The sequence below is a fragment of the Bradyrhizobium sp. USDA 3397 genome (genome assembly GCF_054060965.1).
Genome location: NZ_JBSSDS010000001.1, coordinates 2569226 through 2584174, shown reverse-complemented (window position 1 = coordinate 2584174; position 14949 = coordinate 2569226). Strand labels below are relative to the sequence as shown.

The following is a 14949-nucleotide window of genomic DNA, read 5'->3' as shown; positions in this document are numbered from 1 at the left end:
ACCGGCAGCTTGGCGAAAGTTACTTGATGAAGCTCGCGTCGTAGAGGTCCTCGACCTTCGGCACGGCCTTGATGATGCCGATCTCGAGCAGGAGCTCGGCGGCCTCCTTGTTGAAGGTCAGGAAGTCGCCGGCGAAGAACTTCTGGTTCGCCGCCTTGTCCTGCCAGCGCAGGTATTTCGCCGAGTTGCCGAACTGCTCGGCGGTCTGCTTCACGTCGGCGCCCATGATCTCGTAGGACTTGGCCTGGTCCTTGGCGATCATCTCGAGCGCCTCGAAGTAGCTGTCGGCGAGCGCCTTGGCCGCCTTGGCATTCTCCGTCAGGAACTTCGGCGTGCAGCCGAACGTGTCCATGACCATCGGATAATCCAGCGTGGTGGCGATGATCTTGCCCTTGTCCGGCGCGGCACGCACGGTCGACAGATATGGCTCATAGGTCATCGCTGCATCGTTCTGGCCGGAGACGAAGGCCTGCGCGGCCGCCGCCGGCTCGAGGTTCACGACGGTGACGTCCTTCGTGGTGAGGCCGTTCTTCTTCAGCATCCAGGCCAGCGCGAAATAAGGCGAGGTGCCCGGCGCGGAGGCGGCGACGGTCTTGCCCTTCAGGTCCTTGATCGCGGCGATGTCGTTGCGCACGGCCATGCCGTCGGCGCCGTAGCTCTTGTCGAGCTGGAAGATCTGCTTGGTCGCAACACCGTTGGCGTTCCAGGAGATCCAGGTCTCGACCGTTGTCGCCGCACACTGGATGTCGCCGGAGGCGATGGCGAGATGGCGGTCCTTCTGCGGGATCTTCTTGATGGTGACGTCGAGGCCGTTCTTCTTGAAGATGCCGGCCTCCTTCGCCAGCGTCAGGGGCGCGAAGCCGGTCCATCCGGAAATGCCGATGCCGACCTTGACGTCCTGGGCGAGCGCCGGAGTGGAGGCCGCGAGAGCAATGATTGTCGCAAATACTGTCGAATTACGCATGATTATCGTCCTCTTGCCGATCGATGGTTTGACGTCCTGTTGATCTCTGCCGGCCCATATGGGCGGTTCCGCGAAGCGTTGCACGATTTGTGCCGACATATCCTCTCAGCCTCCCTTGAATCGCGCGACAAGGCGGTGAGAGTCACCGGGATAGAGCAGGCGCACGGCGGTGATCGTGCGTGCGCTGCGCCAGGTATAGCGGTCGATCACGAGACAGGGGGCGCCGACGGCGATCGCGAGCGCTTCCGCCGCGCGGTCGTCCGCAACGATGGCGCTGATCGTGTGCTCGGCCTCGGTCCATGGGACATGGTGAAGCAGCCAGGAGCCGGGCGGCTCGCGCGAGAAATCCGCGGTTGCGGCGTCAGGAACGGACGAGAGATCGATCAGCCTGTCCTCGACCGCGAACGGGACCTTGTCGGCGCTATGCCGGCAGGTGATCGCGATCACCTTGTTGGCCTTCTTCACGCCGAGCCGGTCGCGATCGGCGGCCGTCGCCGCGCGCAGCTTGCGGCCGATCAGCTCGTAGCCGTAACTGCGCCCGAGCGCGGTGATCTCGGCGCGAATGTCGGCGATCTTGAGCACCGCCGACTGATGCTGCGGCCGGCGCACGAACGAGCCGGCGCGCCGCCGCCGCTCGATCAGATCGGCCTGCGCCAGCTCAGACAGCGCCTTGTTCACGGTCATGCGCGAGCAGCCGTAGCGCGCGACCAGTTCGTGCTCGAAGGGAATGCGATGGCCGGGCGGCCACTCGCCGGTCAGGATCCGCTGCTCGATGTCGGCGCGGATGCGCTTATAGAGCGTCGGCTTGTCGGCATCGGTGACGAGGCTCATGCGACAAGCCTCCGCATCGATGCGTTGAAGCGTTCGCGTGCGGCTTGGCGCAATCCATGCTGACCGCCCTCGACCACCTTGCGGCCGCTGGCCCAGACGCAATCCACGGCGGCGCCGCCGGCGGCGAAGATCCAGCCGTCGATGACGGCATCGTGCGCGCGCCCTGCGAGCGAAGGATGCGACGTGTCGAGCGTGAGGATGTCGGCACGTGCGCCGGGCGCAAGGCCGATGGCCGGTTGTGCCAGCGCCCGCGCGCCGCCGGCGAGCGCCCCGTCGAACAGCGAGCGTCCCGTGGAGCGGCCGGCGCCGCCGGAGAGAACGTTGCGCTGGCGGTGCTTGAGTCGCTGGCCGTATTCGAGCTGGCGCAATTCGTCAGCGGCGCCGATCAGCACGTTGGAATCGCTACCGACGCCGAAAACGCCGCTGGCGTCGACAAACTCCCGCGCTGAAAAAGTGCCGTCGCCAAGGCTCGCTTCCGTAATGGGACAGAGGCCCGCCACCGCACCGGTCTTGGCGAACGCCGTCACTTCCTCGCTCGTCATGTGGGTCGCGTGAATGAGGCACCAGCGTTGATCGACGGGCGCATGCTCCAGCAGCCACTGCACCGGACGCCGGCCCGACCAGGCGAGGCAATCCTCGACCTCCTTCACCTGCTCGGCGGCATGGATGTGCACCGGCCCGCCCTCGGCGAGCGGAAGGATCGCGGCGAGCTCGTCCGGCGTGACCGCGCGCAAACTGTGCGGCGCGATGCCGAGATTGGCGCCGGGCAAGGCGCTGATCGCCTGGCGCGAGGCCGTCATCAATGCGGCGAACTGATCGACCGAGCAGATGAAGCGGCGCTGCCCGGCATGCGGCGCTGCGCCTCCAAACGAGCCATGCGCATAGAAAGTCGGCAACAACGTCAGCGCAATGCCCGAGGCTTCGGCCGCCTGTGCAATCCGCGCGGCCATCTCGGCGGGGTCGGCGTAGGGCGATCCGTCGCGGTCGTGGTGCAGATAGTGGAATTCGCCGACGCGGGTAAAACCCTGCTCGAGCATCTCGACATAGAGCAGGGTCGCCACGGCCGCGACGTCGTCGGGCGTCATCGCCAGCGCAAAGCGATACATCGTTTCGCGCCAGGTCCAGAACGTGTCGGTGGAATCGCCGCGCAGTTCGGCAAGCCCCGCCATGCCGCGCTGGAACGCGTGGCTGTGCAGGCTCGCAAGTCCCGGAAGGGCAATGGCGTGGCGTTCGTCGCCGGCGGCCGGCGCCACGCCCGGCGTCACCGCCGCGATCGCGCCGCCGGTGACGACCACCTGCACGTCATTGGCCCAGCCCGAAGGCAGGAGCGCGGAAGCGAAATGCAGTCGGGTCATGATTTACACGCCGGCTGGACAGAACCGCCTTACGATTATATGTCTAGACATATAAGTCAAGCATCCCCAGGGCGAACGGATACCCGCATGGCAGAGCGCTTCGACCGGATCTGGCACAATGCCCGCCTCGCGACGATGCGGGTCGATCGTCCCGATCTTGGCGAGATCGAGCATGGTGTCGTCGCCGCACGCGGCGGCCACATCGCTTATGCCGGTGCGAAAGCGGATTTTCCGCTCGACGCAGACGCGGTCGATCGGATCGATTGCGAGGGGCGCTGGATCACGCCGGGCCTCATCGATTGCCATACCCATCTCGTCTATGGCGGCAACCGTGCACATGAGTTCGAGCTGCGCCTGAAGGGGGCGAGCTACGAGGAGATCGCGCGCGCCGGCGGCGGCATCGTCTCGACTGTGGCGGCAACGCGCAAGGCCAGCGAAGCCGAGCTCGTCGCAGGCGCGCTGCCGCGGCTCGACGCGCTGATCGGCGAGGGCGCCACCACGGTCGAGATCAAGTCCGGCTACGGCCTCGACACCGAAACCGAGATGCGACAGCTCGCGGCTGCGCGCAGCCTCGGCCGTGAGCGGCCGGTTACGATCCGCACATCGTTCTTGGGAGCGCATGCGCTGCCGGTCGAGGCCGGTGGCGACAAGGATGGTTACATCGATCTCGTCTGCAACGAGATGCTGCCGGCGGTCGCAAAAGCGGGCCTCGCCGATGCCGTCGATGCCTTCATGGAGGGCATCGCATTCTCCGCCAAGCAGACCGCGCTTGTGTTCGAAACGGCGAGGGGACTTGGACTGCCGGTCAAGCTCCATGCTGACCAGCTCTCGAATCTCGGCGGCGCTGCGCTTGCGGCGAAATTCTCGGCGCTCTCGGCCGATCATCTCGAGCACACCGACGAGGCCGGTGCTGCCGCAATGGCGAGGGCCGGCACGGTGGCGGTGCTGTTGCCCGGCGCGTTCTACTTCATTCGCGAGACGCAGAAGCCGCCGGTCGAGACGTTCCGCCAGCATAACGTTGCCATGGCACTGGCGACCGACTGCAATCCCGGCAGCTCGCCGCTGACCTCGCTGCTGCTCGCGATGAACATGGGCGCGACATTGTTCCGGATGAATGTGGCCGAGTGCCTCGCCGGCGTCACCCGTGAAGGCGCGCGGGCGCTCGGCCTGCTGCATGAGACCGGCACACTGGATGCCGGCAAATGGTGCGATCTCGCGGTCTGGGACATCGAGCGACCGGCCGAGCTGGTCTACCGCATCGGCTTCAATCCGTTGCACAAGCGGGTATGGAGGGGGCAATGACGGAGCGGGAGACAGCGATCGTCGTCAAGCCGGGAACAGTGAGCCTCGACGATCTCTCACGCGTGCTCGAAGGCGCCCCCGTCGTGCTCGATCCTTCGTTCTGGCCGCGTATCGATGCGGCTGCGCTGATCGTTGCGCAGGCCGCGCAGGCCGACGTCCCCGTCTACGGCATCAACACCGGCTTCGGGAAACTGGCGTCCAAGCGCATTCCGCCGGACCAGACCGCGCTGCTCCAGCGCAACCTCATCGTCTCGCATTGCTGCGGGGTCGGCCAGCCGACGCCGGAGCCCATCGTCCGCCTGATGATGGCGCTTAAGATCGTCTCGCTCGGCCGCGGCGCTTCCGGCGTGCGCCGCGCGGTGATCGAGCAGTTGCAGGACATGCTGGCCCGTGGCGTCTATCCGCTGGTGCCGCAGCAGGGCTCGGTCGGCGCCTCCGGCGATCTGGCACCGCTTGCGCATATGACGGCCGTGATGATCGGCCAAGGGCAGGCGATCATCGATGGCAAGATCTTGTCCGGCAGCGAGGCACTCGCCGCCGCCGGCCTCACGCCGCTGACCCTTGGGCCCAAGGAAGGCCTCGCGCTGATCAACGGCACGCAATTCTCGACCGCATACGCCCTCTCAGGCGTGCTGCGTGCATATCGCCTCGCCCGCGCCGCACTCGTGACCGGCGCGCTGTCGGTGGATGCGGCGATGGCGTCAACGGCACCGTTCCGGCCCGAAATTCAGGCGCTGCGCGGCCATGCTGGCCAGATCGCGGCGGCCGCGACGCTGACCGCGCTGCTCGACGGCAGCGACATCCGCCTCTCTCACCTGGAAGGCGACGAGCGTGTGCAGGATCCCTACTGCCTGCGCTGCCAGCCACAGGTTGCCGGGGCCGCGCTCGATCTGGTCACGCAGGCGGCGCGCACGCTGATCGTGGAGGCCAATGCCGTCACCGACAACCCGCTGGTGCTGGTCGAGACCGGGGAGATCGTCTCCGGCGGCAATTTCCACGCCGAGCCGGTCGCTTTTGCCGCAGATGCCATCGCGCTGGCGCTATCGGAGATCGGCGCGATCAGCGAGCGGCGCATCGCGACGCTGGTCGATCCCGCGCTCAATTTCGGACTGCCGCCGTTCCTCACCCTCGATCCCGGCATCAATTCCGGCTTCATGATCGCCGAGGTGACGGCGGCCGCGCTCTATGCCGAGAACAAGCAGCGTGCGCTCGCCTGCTCGATCGACTCGACACCGACCAGCGCCAATCAGGAAGACCATGTCTCGATGGCCGCGCATGCTGCGCGGCGCCTGTCCGACATGGCCGACAATCTCGCCGCCATTCTCGGCATCGAGCTTCTGGTCGCAGCCCAAGGCATCACGCTGCGCGCGCCGCATGCAACCAGTGCGCCGCTGGTCGCCGTCATCGCCGCGTTGCGTGAGCAGGTGCCTGCACTCGGTGCCGATCGCTATATGGCCGGCGATCTCGCCAAGGCCGCTGCATTGATCGAGGCCGATGCGCTTCCGGCTGCCGCGCTCGCCCAGCTTCCCACCGATCCGTTTCCGCGACTCCTCTGAAGAGGCCCACATGAACCGCCGACTGGACAATGACCGCACCATCCGCGCTCCCCGCGGCAGCGACATCAGCGCGAAGAGCTGGTTGACCGAAGCGCCCTTACGCATGCTGATGAACAATCTCGATCCTGACGTCGCCGAGCGCCCGAGCGAGCTCGTCGTCTATGGCGGCATCGGCCGCGCCGCGCGCGACTGGGAGAGTTTTGACCGGATCGTTGCGGCCTTGCGCAAGCTCGAAGCCGACCAGACGCTGCTGGTGCAGTCCGGCAAGCCGGTCGGCGTGTTCCGCACCCATGCCGATGCACCGCGCGTGCTGATCGCGAATTCCAACATCGTACCGCATTGGGCGACGCTCGATCATTTCAACGAGCTCGATCGCCAGGGCCTGATGATGTACGGACAGATGACGGCGGGCTCCTGGATCTATATCGGCAGCCAGGGCATCGTGCAGGGCACCTATGAAACCTTCGTCGAGGTCGGTCGGCGTCATTACGGCGGCAGCCTCGCCGGCAAATGGATTCTCACGGCCGGCTTGGGAGGCATGGGCGGGGCGCAGCCGCTGGCGGCGACCATGGCCGGCGCTTCGATGCTTGCGGTCGAATGCCAGCCGAGCCGCATCGAGATGCGCCTGCGGACCGGCTATCTCGACCGGCAAGCCGCAACGCTTGATGAAGCGCTCGCGATCATGGCGGACGCCGCGAAGACGAACAAGGCGGTCTCGGTCGGCCTGCTCGGCAACGCCGCGGTGATATTCCCTGAGCTGGTGCGCCGCGGCGTCAAGCCCGACATCGTCACCGACCAGACCAGCGCGCACGATCCGATCAACGGCTACTTGCCGAAGGGCTGGACGCTTGCCGAATGGGAAGCCAAGCGCGCGTCCGATCCGAAGGCAGTGGAGCGCGCCTCGAAGACGTCGATGGTCGCGCATGTCCAGGCCATGCTGGATTTCCATGCGCAGGGCATTCCGACGCTCGATTACGGCAACAACATTCGCCAGATGGCGCAGGATATGGGCCTGAAGAACGCGTTCGATTTCCCCGGCTTCGTGCCCGCCTATATCCGCCCGCTGTTTTGCCGCGGCGTCGGGCCGTTCCGCTGGGCCGCGCTGTCGGGCGATCCCGAGGACATCTTCAAGACCGATGCCAAGGTCAAGGAGCTGATGCCTGACGACAAGCATCTGCACAATTGGCTCGACATGGCAAAGGCGCGCATCAAGTTCCAGGGCCTGCCGGCACGGATCTGCTGGGTCGGTCTCGGCGACCGCCATCGCCTCGGCCTTGCCTTCAACGAGATGGTGGCGCGTGGCGAACTGAAAGCGCCGATCGTGATCGGCCGCGATCATCTCGACAGCGGCTCGGTGGCGAGCCCCAACCGCGAGACCGAGGCGATGAAGGACGGATCGGATGCCGTCTCCGACTGGCCGCTGCTCAATGCGCTGCTCAATTGCGCCAGCGGAGCGACCTGGGTGTCGCTGCATCATGGCGGCGGCGTCGGCATCGGCTATTCGCAGCACGCGGGCATGGTGATCGTCGCCGACGGCACGCCCGAGGCTGCGAAGCGGATCGAGCGCGTGCTGTGGAACGATCCCGCCACTGGCGTCATGCGCCACGCCGATGCAGGCTACGACATCGCGATCGAGTGCGCGCGCGACAAGGGGCTCGATCTGCCGAGCCTGGCGGAGTAGACGAGGCTCAGGCCACGACCTTGGTCCCGGTGCCATCGAGGCGCCGGCTCTCCTTCGCAAGATGGTCGCCGATCGCATCGGCCGGCATGGGCTTGGCGAAATAGTAGCCCTGGATGAAGTCGCATCCCAGGCGGCGCAAGGTGTCGAGCTGAGCACGCGTCTCGACGCCCTCGACGACGCAGGCGATCTCCATGTCGTCGCAGAGACCGGTGAGCGATTTGATGATCTTGTGGCTGACGGGATTCTCGTTGATGTCGGAAACGAAGCTGCGGTCGACCTTGATCTTGTCGAGCGGCAACCGGTGCACGTGGCTCAACGACGAATAGCCGGTGCCGAAATCGTCCAGCGAAATGCCGCAGCCCATTGCCTTCAGCGTTGCGATCGATTGCTGTGCGCGGACGAAGTCGAAGGTGACGGCGGTCTCGGTGATCTCGAAATCGATCCGGCGCGGCGTCAACCCGCTCTTCTCGATGATCGAAATCAGCGGCAGGATGCCCTCCGCCGCACAGACATCGTGGGCTGAGAGATTGAACGACAGGCGGATGTGATCGGGCCATGTCCTGGCGATGGCGAGCGCGCGCACCAGCAGCGCCTGCGTCAGCGGCCGGATCAGCCCGATGCGTTCGGCGGCCGGAATGAAATCGGCCGGAGAGACCAGGCCGAGGCGGGTGCTGCGCCAGCGCGCCAGGACCTCGAAGCCGGCGGTGTGCTCGCTCATGGCATCGACGATCGGCTGGAACACCAGGTCCATCTCGGTGCTGAAATCGGCGGTGCGCAGCAGGTTCTCGATGACTCCGCGACTGCGGATCTCGGCCTCGAGTTCGCTCGAGAAGATCACGGTGCGGCCGCGCAGATGGCGCTTGGCGTGATAAAGTGAATAGTCGGCGCATTCATAGAGTGCTTCCGCGGTCGTTGCCGATTGGGGAAACGAGGCAGAGCCGATCGAGCAGGACAGCCCGGTATGGGCAGTGTCGAGCTGGTAGGGAAGCCTGACCTGGTCGCCAATGCGCTGGCCCAGCCGCAGCAGGTCTGCATCGTCGGGGTCGCCGCAAACGACAAGGCCGAACTCGTCGCCGCCTAATCGGGCGAATTCGACCCGCTGCGGACCAAAGCCCTCGCACACCTCGCGGATGCGGCGGCCGGCCTCGATCAGGACGCGGTCTCCGACCGAATGGCCGTAATTGTCGTTGATCGGCTTGAAACCGTCGAGATCGATGATGCCGACCGCGATCCGAACGTTCCTGCGTTCGGCATCGGTGAAGGCGCTCGACAGCTCGGCGAAGAAGCGGCGGCGGTTCGGCAGCTCGGTGAGTGAATCGAGATTGGCAAGGCGGAAGTTCTCGTCAGAGAGCGCCTGCGTCGCCGCCTGTTGCGCGAGCAGCGACTTGCGGCTGGCGACGAGATCGGCGAAGTCGCGGTAGTAGATGAACAGCACCGTCACCATCGCGGCGGAAACCAGCAGGTTGTTGACCGCGATCGCCTTCAGCGTCGGCTCGCCCGTGGCGAAGAAGAACAGCACATAGGGCACGTCGACGATCAGCGTCACGATCAGCGCCGCCGAGCGCAGATGCATCAGCGAGAAGATGCAGCCGATCACGGTGACCGCCATGTAGAACGCGACCTGGCTCTTGGCGAAGGGATCGCCGTAGGGGTAGAGCGCGAAGGACCAGGCGGTGAAGCCGGCACCGATCGGCAGGGTCAGCCAGTTGGTGGCGCGCAGATTGCGCAGGATGTCCGCATCGCTGCGCACCAGCCGGCGCTGGCGTAGCCACCAGAAAGTCCGTAAGGCCGCGAGCACCGTCAACACGGCCGGCACGATCATCGTCAGCCAGTCCGGCGCCACGTTCACATAGGTGTAGGCGACCGCAATCGTGTTGCTGATGAGGATGAAGTAGAGCAGCGGGATCTGCTTGGAGAAGGCGTCGAATTGCGCCCGCGTCAAGTCCGGATTGTCGGCAGGAACGCGAAACAATCGCATCGCGGCGGCAAGATGAGATTTCAAATCGGCAATAGGCATTGCAATACGAGCCCCAGACCCCCTGAAAAACGTGGGCAATCTTGCACGGCAGGGGTAAAGGGCCCGTTAGATCAATCCTGGCCCGGGCAGGCCAGCACTGGTTGCGCGCTGCCTTACGATTTTCCGATCGCGTGCATTGGTGAGGTCCCGTTAAGGATATCCGGCCGCAGCGTGCGCACGTCTCAGGCACAGATCGCCCGAAATCGCTGCAGCTACCGCCTGCTATCGCCCATGCGCGACATCAGCCTAGCACATGGCCACGGTCGGATCAGGCGAGGACGGCCTGGCGCTCGCGCGCCGGTTCGCGGACGCGCTCGCCGGTCCGAGGCTCGGCAAGCTGCGTGAAGCTCCGATGGCTCGCCTGAACCGGTGCCTCGACGATCACGCCCTCACAGACGATCTGTCCGCCGAGCATCCTGAATTCCAGCTTGTCGTAGCGCGGCATTGTCTCGCCGGGTGCCGGGGGCAGCAGCCCGATGCTTCCCTGGATGTTCAGCGCGGCTTCGCCGGTGCCGTGCAGCCGCGGATTCCACATCCTGATTCCGCTCTCCGCCCAGCGCTGCCGGATCAGCGCCGCGCGGTCGGCGGGCTCTGCGGCTCTCGCGCGAACTTTCGGGACGTTGCGGATCTCTGGCGAAGGAGACGCGAGAGCCGGAGCCGGCTCGATGTCGGTGACACCGCTCAAGGAGTCGTTAGTCGCCGCAGCGAGCGGAACATCGTTTGTAGGGACTTGCGGGCTTTCGACAACGAGCGCCGGTTCGCTGTCGGCGCTGGCTTCGGAGGCATCAGTCGTGACGCTATCGGCCTCGGCGCGGAGAAGCTCGACTTCTTCGACGGCGACCGGATCGACGGCGGCGGAAACGTCGGGCGAGGAGGCTGCCTCGATGATGACATCAGGGACATCAGTCAAGGCGGTCGCGACCTCCGCCGACGAAATCACAACCTCTTCTACGACGGCGGAGTCGACCTCTGCAGGAATCTCAGCAGGCGATGCATCATCGTCAACGATGGCGAGATCAGAGGCTGCAACTGGCTCGCTCTCCGCACCGGCCGATGCAGCCAGCACCTCCTCGGAGGTTGGCGGCGTCGCGGGCGCCTCGATTTCCGGCACCGTCGCCGGAGAGGAGTCCCCGCTGATACGGATTTCGTCGGACGGATTCTCAGCGACGACAGACACAGCCGCATCGTTCTCCGCGACCAGAGCCTTGGTGGCGGGGGCAGCGTCGTCGCGCACCGGGGCGGTGCTGATCTCGGCGCTTGGAGCTTGAGCCGGGACCTCGACGTCTTCGATGATGGCGGGCGAAGCGTCCGTGGCGGTCGGCGCGACCTCAATGTTGCCGCTGTGCGGCACAGGCCGGAGTCGGGAAAACGCCCAGTTCACCGCAGGGATGCGGCGCAGCAACGATATCAGTCTCGAAAGCACTGGGAGTTGTCCAAGAGGTGCTCGGCGTGAGGCAATCGCTGATTCGTCAGCAATGTGAAAACCTGCCCCGGCCGTCACATCCGTGTCAATGTAAGGTGGACCAATTGCAGAACATCCGCGCATCCAGCGCGCATCCGCCCGAGTTACGCAACCCGCACAGCAGCCGATGATGCAATAATACCCCTGTTTTGCCCGACGCCGCAAGCGCGTCTTCGGTAACACCGAAAATACTCAAGCCTTTCAACCCCATCGCTACTGTGCATGGGGTTGTTTTTCACTTCTTGTTTTGCAGGCGTGCCTAGCGCGCGCCGGCGCGCTTTTTTTGCCAGACGAGGTGCACCGCGCGCATCAACTCTCGTTGCAATCCAAGCTTGGGGTTCCCGTCGTCGCCGCGAGTCGCTATTCAGAACCGTCATTGTCTGGCCGAGGACGTCGCATGAGGAAGCTTGTTGCCATCGGAGCGGTCCTGCTCTGGTCCACAATCGCATCCGCACAGGATCGCACCATCACCGTAGCTTCAACCACCTCGACGGAACAGTCGGGGCTGTTCGGTCATCTGCTGCCGCTGTTCGCGAAGGCCGAAGGCATCAGCGTGAAGGTCGTCGCCGTCGGCACCGGCCAGGCGCTGGACATCGGGCGGCGCGGCGATGCCGACGTGGTGTTCGTCCACGACAGGCCCGCCGAGGACAGGTTCATGTCCGAAGGGCAGGGCGTGAAGCGCTTCGACGTCATGTACAACGACTTCGTCATCATCGGCCCCAAGAGCGATCCGGCGCAGATCTCAGGCAGCAAGGACGCGGCCGAGGCGCTGCGCAAGATCGCGACGGCGAAGGCGCCGTTCATCTCGCGCGGCGACAAGTCCGGCACGCATGCGGCCGAGCTGAGACTATGGAAGGAGGCTGGCGTCGACCTCAGTGCCGGCAAGGACATTTGGTACCGGGAGATCGGCCAGGGCATGGGTCCGGCGCTGAACATGGCCTCGTCGTCGAATGCCTACCTCCTGTCGGACCGCGGCACCTGGCTGTCGTTCAAGAACCGTGGCGAACTCGCCATCCTGACCGAGGGTGACAAGCGGCTCTTCAACCAGTACGGCGTCATGCTGGTCAATCCCGCAAAGCATCCGAACGTGAAGGCGAAGGAGGGACAGGCCTTCGTCGACTGGCTGGTTTCGCCGCAAGGGCAGCAAGCGATCGCCGGGTACAAGGTCGGCGGCGAGCAGCTATTTTTCCCCAACGCGCCCAACTAGGACGAAGGCGACGGTCGACACCGCGACGCTGAGAGCGAGCAGGATCAGCCCGAGCCCGAGCGCCAGCGGCAGCTCGCCTTTGCTGGTTTCCAGCGCGATCGCCGTCGTCATCGTGCGGGTGAAGCCGCGGATGTTGCCACCGACGATGATGATGGCACCGACTTCCGCAATGGCGCGCCCGAACGCGGCGAGAAAGGCCGTCAGCAACGAGGTCCGGCCGAGCGCGAATAGCAGGGCCATGCTGCGCAGGGCCGACAGCCCGTCGATCCGCGCCAGGTCGCCATACTCCGCCCACAACAGGCTTGCCGGCCGGTGCACCAGCGCCACCACGATCGGCGTCGCCAGCAGCGTCTGCGCGATCACCATGGCGGCCGGCGTGAACAACAAGCCCGCCGCCCCGAACGGGCCGGACCGCGACAGCAAGAGATAGAGCGCGAGCCCGACCACGACCGGCGGAAGCCCGAGCAGGGCATTGGTCAGAATGATGATGATTTGGCGTCCCCGGAAGCGGGTGATCGCAAGCAGGGCTCCAAAGGGGGCGCCGATGAGGAGCGCCAGGATGCTGGCGGTCATGCTGACCCGCAACGACAGGGCGACGATGCCCAATAGCTCGGTGTCGGCATCGCCGATCAGCGCAAAGGCGGCACCGATGGATCGTGCGAAATCGTTCATCCGGTCTCGGGCAAGCCCCTGTTCCGCGGTAGCCCCGCGCCGCCCTTCTCGCTGCTGCCGCTGCCATAATCAAGGGGCCAGGGGTGGGCAGCCCCGCCGGAGCCGTTGGAGAAGGGCTCAGGATGATCGGTAAACGCGGCCAGGGACCCACAATCGAGGCACCTGGCGGCCCCGCGGGCGGCTTTCTTCCGGCCTCGGATGCGCTAAGGAACAGGATCGGGTCGCGCCGGCCCAATGGCGGTGCTAGACCCTAATGCAGGAACAATGAAGCCGGGCTGCGACTGGCGCGCCCGCAAGGATGAAGGATGTGACGCAATGATCCAGACCGTTGGCATCATCGGGGCAGGGACCATGGGGAACGGCATCGCGCAGGTCTGCGCGGCCGCCGGCCTCTCGGTCGTAATGGTCGATATTTCCGATGCGGCGGTGAACCGCGGCCTTTCGACCGTCGGCGGAAGCCTCGAGCGGCTGGTCAAAAAAGAGAAGATGTCGGCGGCCGACCGCGAGGCGACGCTCAAGCGCATCACCGGCACCACGGACCGGGCGAAGCTGTCGGATTGCGACCTCGTCATCGAGGCCGCGACCGAGAACGAGGAGCTCAAGGTCAAGATCCTGAAGGATCTCTGCGCCACCCTGTCGCCGCGCACGCTGGTCGCGACCAACACCTCCTCGATCTCGATCACCAAGCTCGCCGCCGCGACCGACCGTCCCGACCGCTTCATCGGCATGCACTTCTTCAACCCGGTGCCGGTGATGGCGCTGCTCGAACTCATCCGCGGCCTGCAGACCTCGGACGACACCCATGCCAAGGCGCTGGATTTCGCCAAGCGCGTCGGCAAAGTGGCGATCACCGCCAAGAACAGCCCGGGCTTCGCCGTCAACCGCATCCTCTGTCCGATGATCAACGAGGCGATCTTCGCGCTCCAGGAGGGCATCGCGACGGCGGAAGAGATCGACGCCGGCATGAAGCTCGGCTGCAACCATCCGATCGGGCCGCTCGCACTTGCCGATCTCGTCGGGCTCGACACCATGCTTTCGGTGATGGAGGTCTTTTACAAGGGTTTCAACGATCCTAAATATCGGCCAGCGCCGCTGCTGAAAGAGATGGTCGATGCCGGCCATCTCGGCCGCAAGACCGGGCAGGGCTTCTACACTTATACCGCCTGATGAAGGCATTGGCGGCGGGCGCCTTAGCGTCCGCCGCCAGATCCCGCAATTTGCGCTGCGACAAAGACGCCGCGTGCGATAGGCCCGACAATGTCGAACGGGCGGCCTGCGGGGATAACGGAACGGATAGCAAAGGACATGTCGGATCGACTGAAGGCCGAGCGGGAAGCTGCGGCCGCGCGCCGGAGCCTGTTGACCCAGGATGCGATCGAGCGAACCGGGATCACCGAGGAGATGATTGGAGAACTCGTCACCCGCTTCTACGGACGCGTGCGCGAGGACGCGCTGTTGGGACCCGTCTTCGGCGTCGTGCAGAATTGGGACGAGCATCTCGCCAAGCTCAGGGATTTCTGGTCGTCGGTCGTGCTGATGAGCGGCCGCTATCATGGATCGCCGATGCGGGCACACCTGCCGCTCAGCCTGGCCGGTGGCCATTTCGATCGCTGGCTCGACCTGTTCGAGCAGACCGCGCGCGAGGTCTGCCCGCCGGCGGCGGCTGCGCTGTTCATCGACAAGGCGCGTCGTATCGCCGACAGCTTTGAGATGGCGTCGGCAACATTTGCGGGCCGCATCGCTTCGCCGCGTCACGTGCTCAGGTCGTGAAGGACACGATGCCTGCGTGGGATTCCGCATCGCATCGTGGCGTCGCACCAATTCCTACATCATCGGTCTGATCTGCAAAATCATCATGCCGTTCGCGCAATGCGATGTAGAACTTGCGAAAACGCGCTTGCT

At 65.3% G+C, this 14949-nt stretch carries 12 protein-coding genes; 6 read left to right on the top strand and 6 right to left on the bottom strand.

Annotated elements, in window-relative coordinates:
- Positions 1 to 19 precede the first annotated feature (19 nt).
- The 3 genes from ACVWYQ_RS12315 to ACVWYQ_RS12305 form a co-directional block, all read right to left on the bottom strand.
- Complete coding sequence (locus ACVWYQ_RS12315; RefSeq protein WP_271544085.1) at positions 20 to 964, bottom strand: ABC transporter substrate-binding protein; 945 nt, start codon at positions 962 to 964, stop codon at positions 20 to 22.
- Positions 965 to 1069: 105 nt separating this feature from the next.
- Positions 1070 to 1795 (bottom strand): histidine utilization repressor, encoded by a 726-nt coding sequence (gene hutC, locus ACVWYQ_RS12310; protein WP_370108249.1) that lies wholly within the window; start codon positions 1793 to 1795, stop codon positions 1070 to 1072.
- Positions 1792 to 3150, bottom strand: coding sequence for a formimidoylglutamate deiminase (locus tag ACVWYQ_RS12305; RefSeq protein ID WP_404539222.1), 1359 nt, complete (start codon positions 3148 to 3150; stop codon positions 1792 to 1794). The genes hutC and ACVWYQ_RS12305 overlap by 4 nt, the downstream gene beginning before the upstream one ends.
- Before the next feature lie 87 nt (positions 3151 to 3237).
- Here ACVWYQ_RS12305 and hutI point away from each other — a divergent pair, with 87 nt between their 5' ends.
- Genes hutI through hutU form a run of 3 tightly spaced genes read left to right on the top strand, consistent with a single transcriptional unit; the run spans position 3238 to position 7689 of the window.
- Positions 3238 to 4452 carry an imidazolonepropionase gene (gene hutI / locus ACVWYQ_RS12300; protein ID WP_404539225.1) on the top strand — a complete coding sequence of 405 codons (1215 nt, stop codon included), beginning with the start codon at positions 3238 to 3240 and terminating at the stop codon, positions 4450 to 4452.
- Positions 4449 to 6008: a histidine ammonia-lyase gene (hutH, locus tag ACVWYQ_RS12295; protein WP_404539228.1), complete on the top strand. Its 1560-nt coding sequence runs from the start codon at positions 4449 to 4451 to the stop codon at positions 6006 to 6008. Before hutI ends, hutH begins: the two co-directional genes overlap by 4 nt.
- A gap of 10 nt (positions 6009 to 6018) precedes the next feature.
- Entirely contained in the window at positions 6019 to 7689 is a 1671-nt protein-coding gene (hutU, locus tag ACVWYQ_RS12290; protein ID WP_404539230.1) for a urocanate hydratase, read from the top strand.
- Positions 7690 to 7696: 7 nt separating this feature from the next.
- On the opposite strand, the gene ACVWYQ_RS12285 is transcribed toward hutU, so the two are convergent.
- Complete coding sequence (locus ACVWYQ_RS12285; RefSeq protein ID WP_404539233.1) at positions 7697 to 9706, bottom strand: putative bifunctional diguanylate cyclase/phosphodiesterase; 2010 nt, start codon at positions 9704 to 9706, stop codon at positions 7697 to 7699.
- 268 nt (positions 9707 to 9974) lie between these two features.
- Positions 9975 to 11108, bottom strand: coding sequence for a hypothetical protein (locus ACVWYQ_RS12280; RefSeq protein WP_404539235.1), 1134 nt, complete (start codon positions 11106 to 11108; stop codon positions 9975 to 9977).
- A 457-nt stretch (positions 11109 to 11565) separates the two neighbouring features.
- Between ACVWYQ_RS12280 and ACVWYQ_RS12275 the strand changes: the two genes are divergently transcribed.
- Positions 11566 to 12375: a substrate-binding domain-containing protein gene (locus ACVWYQ_RS12275; protein ID WP_157283964.1), complete on the top strand. Its 810-nt coding sequence runs from the start codon at positions 11566 to 11568 to the stop codon at positions 12373 to 12375.
- Here ACVWYQ_RS12275 and ACVWYQ_RS12270 read toward each other — a convergent pair.
- On the bottom strand, positions 12349 to 13047 hold the full coding sequence (locus ACVWYQ_RS12270; RefSeq protein ID WP_404539237.1) for an ABC transporter permease: 699 nt from the start codon (positions 13045 to 13047) through the stop codon (positions 12349 to 12351). The genes ACVWYQ_RS12275 and ACVWYQ_RS12270 overlap by 27 nt on opposite strands.
- A gap of 315 nt (positions 13048 to 13362) precedes the next feature.
- Here ACVWYQ_RS12270 and ACVWYQ_RS12265 point away from each other — a divergent pair, with 315 nt between their 5' ends.
- Together ACVWYQ_RS12265 and ACVWYQ_RS12260 are read left to right on the top strand one after the other, a co-directional pair.
- Complete coding sequence (locus ACVWYQ_RS12265) at positions 13363 to 14214, top strand: 3-hydroxybutyryl-CoA dehydrogenase (RefSeq protein WP_157283960.1); 852 nt, start codon at positions 13363 to 13365, stop codon at positions 14212 to 14214.
- 138 nt (positions 14215 to 14352) lie between these two features.
- Positions 14353 to 14817, top strand: coding sequence for a group III truncated hemoglobin (locus ACVWYQ_RS12260; RefSeq protein WP_404539239.1), 465 nt, complete (start codon positions 14353 to 14355; stop codon positions 14815 to 14817).
- The last annotated feature ends 132 nt before the right edge of the window (positions 14818 to 14949 follow it).